Annotated in this window: 6 protein-coding genes; 4 read left to right on the top strand and 2 right to left on the bottom strand. The window is 56.1% G+C overall.

Annotated elements, in window-relative coordinates; translation table 11 throughout:
- The 4 genes from FHR87_RS19250 to FHR87_RS12900 all read left to right on the top strand — a co-directional run.
- On the top strand, positions 1-114 hold a 114-nt coding region (locus FHR87_RS19250), incomplete at its 5' end, for a hypothetical protein (RefSeq protein ID WP_246336022.1).
- Positions 115-462: 348 nt separating this feature from the next.
- Positions 463-3474, top strand: a complete 3012-nt coding sequence (locus FHR87_RS12910) for a DUF748 domain-containing protein (protein ID WP_183167138.1) — start codon at positions 463-465, stop codon at positions 3472-3474.
- On the top strand, positions 3471-3779 hold the full coding sequence (locus FHR87_RS12905; RefSeq protein ID WP_183167137.1) for a DUF2845 domain-containing protein: 309 nt from the start codon (positions 3471-3473) through the stop codon (positions 3777-3779). The genes FHR87_RS12910 and FHR87_RS12905 overlap by 4 nt, the downstream gene beginning before the upstream one ends.
- Position 3780: 1 nt before the next feature.
- Positions 3781-4095, top strand: coding sequence for a DUF2845 domain-containing protein (locus FHR87_RS12900; protein WP_183167136.1), 315 nt, complete (start codon positions 3781-3783; stop codon positions 4093-4095).
- Positions 4096-4167: 72 nt separating this feature from the next.
- Here the strand turns inward: FHR87_RS12900 and FHR87_RS12895 are convergent, their stop codons facing one another.
- Together FHR87_RS12895 and FHR87_RS12890 are read right to left on the bottom strand one after the other, a co-directional pair.
- Positions 4168-4539 (bottom strand): BON domain-containing protein, encoded by a 372-nt coding sequence (locus FHR87_RS12895; RefSeq protein ID WP_183167135.1) that lies wholly within the window; start codon positions 4537-4539, stop codon positions 4168-4170.
- A 655-nt stretch (positions 4540-5194) separates the two neighbouring features.
- Positions 5195-6022 carry an amino acid kinase family protein gene (locus FHR87_RS12890; protein WP_183167134.1) on the bottom strand — a complete coding sequence of 276 codons (828 nt, stop codon included), beginning with the start codon at positions 6020-6022 and terminating at the stop codon, positions 5195-5197.
- Positions 6023-6026: the final 4 nt, after the last annotated feature.

The raw sequence follows: 6026 nt of genomic DNA, 5'->3' as shown, positions 1-6026 counted from the left end.
AAGGAGCTGGGCAAGAACGTCTACAACCGCCTGACCAGCTACGAGGCAGAGCCGGCCGAGGATTCCTCGACCCAGGGGCTGATCGATCATTTCCGCGGTCGGCACCGCGGCTGAGCAATATGCAGCACCGGATTGCTCTGCGATCCGGTGCCATTCTCTATATGGATGAAACCGCCCCATTACTTGCCTGGGCAGAGGAAAAGCTCGCGCTACCTGGAAACCTGCTCAGGAATCGGGCTGTCGAAACACGATAAATGGCAAAGCTGTCTTGTTTATTACTGTGGCTATACGCAACAAATCCTTGCAGCAAAACCAGTGACGTATGGAGCTGACGCAAAACCTGCCAATTGACAAAGTGGCCGGATATTTTGCGATCTGTTTGGAAAAGCCGTCAGGCTTACATATTTCACGGAAAGCAGTCATGCCATACTGCGATCAATCACCGGTTCTGACAGGCCTCCCATGCCAAAACCCTTGAAGCGCACCTTCATCGCAATCCTTCTGGCCCTGGCGATCCACAGCCTGCTTGGCTTTCTCATCCTGCCCAAAGCCGCCCTCTACATTGCCAACGAACAATTGAAGCAATACGCCACTGTCCCGGCGAAACTGGAGCGTATCGAGCTCAATCCCTTTACCCTGGAATTAACGCTGTATGGCTTCAGCCTCGGCGAAGGCGAGCGTAAGGAAATGGCGCTGAGCCGCCTTTATGCCGATCTCGAATGGAACAGCATCTGGCAAGGCGTACTGCACCTGGCCAAAGTTCAGCTCGAGCAACCGCAGACCCAAATCAGGCTGGCCAAGGACGGCACACTGAATCTGACCAAATGGTTCCGCATTCCAGAAAGCAGCGACAAGAAAGACCCCGATAGCGGGCTTTTCCCCATCGTTATCGACGATATTCAATTAGTCCAAGGCCAGCTACGCTTCCAGGACCAGAGCAAGAAAGAACCTATCGATCTTGCCTACGATGGGCTGAATCTGTCCTTGCAACAGTTCTCCACCCAACCCGACAAGACCTCCCAGGCCAAACTGGTCGCCACCAGCAAAACCGGCGGGCGCCTACAGTGGCAGGGCCAGCTACAGTTGGCTCCGGTATTTCGCTCCAATGGCCAACTGCAACTTGATGAACTGGATCTCAAGGCAATCCGTCCCTATGTGAACGATGCCGTCCCCCTGGCGATCCAGGAAGGCAAGCTGACCCTGAGTTCGAATTATAAAATGGGTATGGACAAGGCATTTACCCTTAACCTCGACGATACCGCTTTAAAGCTGACCTCGATTTCAATCAATAGCAATGATGGACGCTCGCTGATCCGGTTAGCTGATTTGCAAGCCAGTAAATCCTCAGTGGACCTGGCCAAACAGCAAGTCGTCATCGGCCAACTGAGTAGCCACAAACTGGAAACCTGGGCAGCCAGGGAAGCGGATGGAGAGCTGGACTGGCAGAAACTTTTCGCCACGAATGCCAAAACCGGGCCAGCCAACCAGCCCAAGCCTGCTGGTCAGGCGGCCAAGCCTGAAGCAATCAAGGCAAGCGAAGAGAAAAAACCCGGGAAGAAGGATTCAGGTGAATCAAATACAGCGCCATGGCAAGTCATCCTGCGCAACGTACAACTGCGCGACTACCTGGTTCACCTTACTGACCGCACCAATAAGGAACCCGTCAGCCTCGATCTCGGGCCGCTGAATGTAGACATCCAGAATTTCGACAGTCTGGGCAAGACACCCTTCCAGCTGGCACTGGACAGCACCATCGGCAAGCAAGGCCAGCTCAAGGCCAAGGGTCAGCTACAGCTCACGCCAGCCACCGGCAAACTACAAGTCACCACTCGTAATATAGACTTACGCGTCGCGCAAGCCTACCTGACGCCTTTCGTACAGATCGAACTACGGAGTGGCATGCTGAGCAGCGACCTCAACATTGATCTGAAGGGAACCGAGCCTCTTGCCCTCTCGGTTACCGGTCGAGCTGAAGTAACCCAGTTGCATACCTTGGATACCCAGAAGGAACGAGACCTCCTGAAATGGCGGAGCCTGCTACTGGAAGGAATCGATTATCGCCACCAGGACAGCTTGAACATCGCCAGTATCAACCTGACCCGTCCTTACGCACGTTTCATCATCAATCCGGGCATGACCACCAACATCAACGAACTGATGGTTCAGTCGTCACCGGACAGCGCTTCGAATAAAAATCAGCGAGTGACGAAAGCCAGCAAAACCAAAACACCTCCAGTACCGGCATCCGCAAAATCCCCGCAGGAAAAGCCGATGGGCATCCATATCGGTGGGATCAAGATCGTTGATGGTTCCGGCGACTTTGCCGATCTCAGTCTGCGCCCTAACTTCATCACGGCTATCCAAAATCTGAACGGACAAATCGGCACGCTCGACAATCGCAACGCTCGATACCAATCCGCCAAGGTCGATATCAAGGGCAAAGTCAACAAATATGCCCCGGTTACCATCAAGGGCCACTTGAATCCCTTCGATCCGCTACAGAGCCTGGATATTGCAACGAGCTTTCATCAAGTGGAATTGACTACCCTGACCCCCTATTCAGGGAAATTTGCCGGTTATCGCATCCGCAAAGGGCGCATGGATCTCGACCTGCATTATCGAATCCAGAAAGGACAACTGAACGCCGAGAACAAGGTCGTCATCGATCAGCTACAGCTGGGCGAGAAAGTGGATAGCGAGAATGCCGTCGACCTTCCGATACGCCTGGCAATAGCGCTGCTGAAAGACAGCAAGGGAGTCATCACCCTCGAACTTCCAGTAGAAGGCAACCTGAACGACCCGCAATTCAGCATCCTGCCGATCATCGGCAAAGTCTTGCGTAACCTGCTGGTCAAGACAGTGCAGGCCCCCTTCAAGCTGATCGGCGGATTACTCGGTTCTGGCGAATCGTCGGATCTCAGTCAGGTTGACTTCGCACCCGGTACCACAGAACTGGAAAGCGAAGCCAGGAGCTCGCTGGATAAACTAATAGCCGCACTCAAGGAACGACCCGGCCTGACACTTGAAATCGAAGGAACAGCCTCGGCAAACGACGGCCCGATACTCGCTCAACAGCGCCTGGAGCAGGAATACCGCGATACCTGGTATCGCATCCTGCAACGACGCGGCGACAAGGTACCGGCCGAGGCCAGTCAATTGAAGGTAAACGAAAAAGACAAAGCCACGCTGTTGGAAGGCATCTATCGTGCTCGTCTGAAACAGCAACCCCCTGCCGACTGGAAAAAACTAGACAAGCAGGTGCGCACGGAAAAAATGCGCCAGGCAGTCATTGATTCCTGGAGCAGCAATCCAGGCCTGCAGCGTCGCCTGGGACAGGCTCGAGCAGCGGCCATCAAGGATTATCTGGTAAGCCGGGGACTTGCCGACCAGCGCATTTACCTGATCGACACCAATATCGTCGAACCTGAAGATAATGGCCGCGTCGCATCGGCACTGCACCTGAACAGCGAATGAACCGAACGAGCCCCTATCTGGCAATAAGCTTGCTCTTGTCTGGCTCTGTCACCACCCTGGTTGTCCAGGCGGATACCTTTCGCTGCGGTAGCCAGCTCGTCAGTACCGGCGATCGAGCCTTCGAGGTGGAACAGAAATGCGGCCCACCAGCCCACCGTGAACTGGTGGGTTATACCCTGGGTCGCTACGAGCGCTATGAAACAGTGGTTGAAGAATGGGTTTATGGGCCAGCTAACGGCATGTTGGGCATTCTCCGCTTCGAAGGTAATCGGCTGGTCAACATCGAAACCCGCCGCGGCCGCTGACATGCCCAATCGAATTTCGACTCCGATAATAGGTGCTGTGCTGGTATTAATCACATACCAGGCTCAAGCCGATACTTATCGTTGCAATCGCCAGCTAGTCAGCTCCGAAGCCACAACGAACGAAGTTCTGGAAAAATGTGGCGAGCCAGCCGACCGGCTACAAATCGGCTCCAGGGAAACCCTGGACAACTATGGATTCAGGTATGAAGTGCGGGTCGAAGAGTGGATCTATGGCCCTGAGCATGGCATGTACCATTTCCTTCGTTTCGAAGGAAACAGGCTGAAGCAGGTCGATAGTCGGCGAGGAAATCGATAAAAACCATTGCTTTGCAAATCAGGCACGGTCTGCCGCATTGAGCCGCGGACCGTGCCTAAAATAGAATCCGGCTTATTCGACGGTTTTGAGGCCATCAGCCAGCACTTGGCGAACACCCTTGATGCTCTTGGTTTCAGCAATGGCCGCTTCACGTTGCGCCTCGGTTGGAACCGTACCCGACAGCGATACGACACCGTCTTTGGTTTCGACCTTGATATCCAAGCCAGGAGTAGAGTCTTCCGCTAGCAAGGCGGACTTGACCTTGGTGGTGATCCATGTATCGGATACGGCTTCCCCAGCGTTATGGGTGCTTTCGTTAGCCGCCAGCATGATCGGAGCTGACGCGAAAGCAGGAGAAGTATCAGCCAGAGCGGAACCAGCCATCGGCAGGCCTAGAGCAGTAACGACTACAGCGGCAGTCAGGGAGGTTCGGGTAATTTTCATAGTGGTGTTGCTCCTCTTTTACTTGAATCTGCAGCATCGAACCCGCTGCAGCCCTAGACTACTAGGGTGCAATACACGCACCAACTCCAGAATAAAAAATTAAACTTTTAAATCAATGTGTTATAGATAAATAAAAAAGTTCTTTAATTGCACTATGCAAGTTGAGCGCAAAAAGCACATGCAACTTGCAATCATCCAAAGGCAAACAGCAGACTTGTTTGGCAGGAGATAACAGGGTGGAAGCCCATCGGCATAGGGAGCAGCCCTCATAGGCCGCGCCCCTGCCACACCACCCGGCATGCGGGTCCGCACCGGGCGGTTCGAGAAATTGAGGTTATGAGAGTCGTGCTAGTCCCAGGCTATCGAACCAGGCAAGGGTCAACACCCTATTCAGTTCCAGATGGCTGTTGCGCCATCTGCGACGAACGTGCGGCCAAACGCACTCGCCACTGCACTCTTGCTCTCATTGACACTCAGTCGCTCCAGCTCACGATCCAACTTCATCTTCGCGAGCTAGAGCTAAACAGTGACGAAAACGGCTGAGGAAGCGGACCGGGCTGGCGATCCAGGCCGATTTCAACACCGTTTAGCCGACGCGCAGCAGAGCGTGAATAGACTCTGAGGCACGCGCGTCAGGAGCTGGGGGAGCAGGCGCTCAGGCCGCGCCGGTACGGACAATCGTCCCGACATGCTCGCCGCGCAGCGCGGCGGTGAGTCGACCCGGCACGAGCCCGTTCACCACCTGCACACGCTCGATGTGGCGGGCGGTTGCCATGACATCGAGGAGTGCGCGGTCGAACGGCAGCGTGCCTTCGAACTTCGCGAGATCGGCGGCACTCGTCTCGGACAGGAACTGTGCCTGCTGCCCGTCGGGGCCATTGGGGTCGGAGGTGTATACCCCGTCCACGTCCTCGACAATCGTCAGGCCCGCCGCGCCGAGCGCATCAGCGAGCAGGAACGCGCCCGTGTCAGCCCGGTGAGGCGGGATGCGGGAGCCCGGAAACTCGTGATGGTGGTACGGCGGGAAAGCACTCCCCACGACCGCGCGAGCGGCAGAAAGGTGGACGGCGAGCTGGCTTTCGATAGTGGGATGCTCGACATAGGAGACGCCCTCCGAGGCGAGCAGCGAGGCAAGGATGTGGCCGTTCTGGCCCGCCTCGCTCGCGGCGAGCGGAGCCAGCGACCCGACCGGCAGGCCGAGGTCGAGGCCGACGCTGTAGAGATGGCGGGCACGGATGCCGGCGCCGGTCAGGATCAACAGACGGTGCTCGGGCAGCAGCTTGCGCAGCTCTTCGACGATCGGGAGGATCGCATCGGGGCCGCGGTCCATGATGGAGCGCCCGCCGATCTTGACGATCTGCAGCCAGGGAAGCAGCCGGATCGGGCGTACGCCCGCGACCGGACGGGTGAGATCACCGTCCTGGAGAGTCTGGCGCGCGAGTGGCGAGGCAACGTGCTTGATGCTGTTGGTGGTGTCAGTCATGGTG

Source organism: Azomonas macrocytogenes, assembly GCF_014191985.1.
GTDB lineage: Bacteria > Pseudomonadota > Gammaproteobacteria > Pseudomonadales > Pseudomonadaceae > Azomonas > Azomonas macrocytogenes.
Note: the sequence above shows the minus strand (reverse complement) of the source record. Positions and strands in the feature narration are given on the sequence as shown.

Coding starts and splice junctions, on each gene's coding strand:
- FHR87_RS12910 (WP_183167138.1), top strand. CDS start 463: ATGCCAAAACCCTTGAAGCGCACCTTCATCGCAATCCTTCTGGCCCTG.
- FHR87_RS12905 (WP_183167137.1), top strand. CDS start 3,471: ATGAACCGAACGAGCCCCTATCTGGCAATAAGCTTGCTCTTGTCTGGC.
- FHR87_RS12900 (WP_183167136.1), top strand. CDS start 3,781: ATGCCCAATCGAATTTCGACTCCGATAATAGGTGCTGTGCTGGTATTA.
- FHR87_RS12895 (WP_183167135.1), bottom strand. CDS start 4,539: ATGAAAATTACCCGAACCTCCCTGACTGCCGCTGTAGTCGTTACTGCT.
- FHR87_RS12890 (WP_183167134.1), bottom strand. CDS start 6,022: ATGACTGACACCACCAACAGCATCAAGCACGTTGCCTCGCCACTCGCG.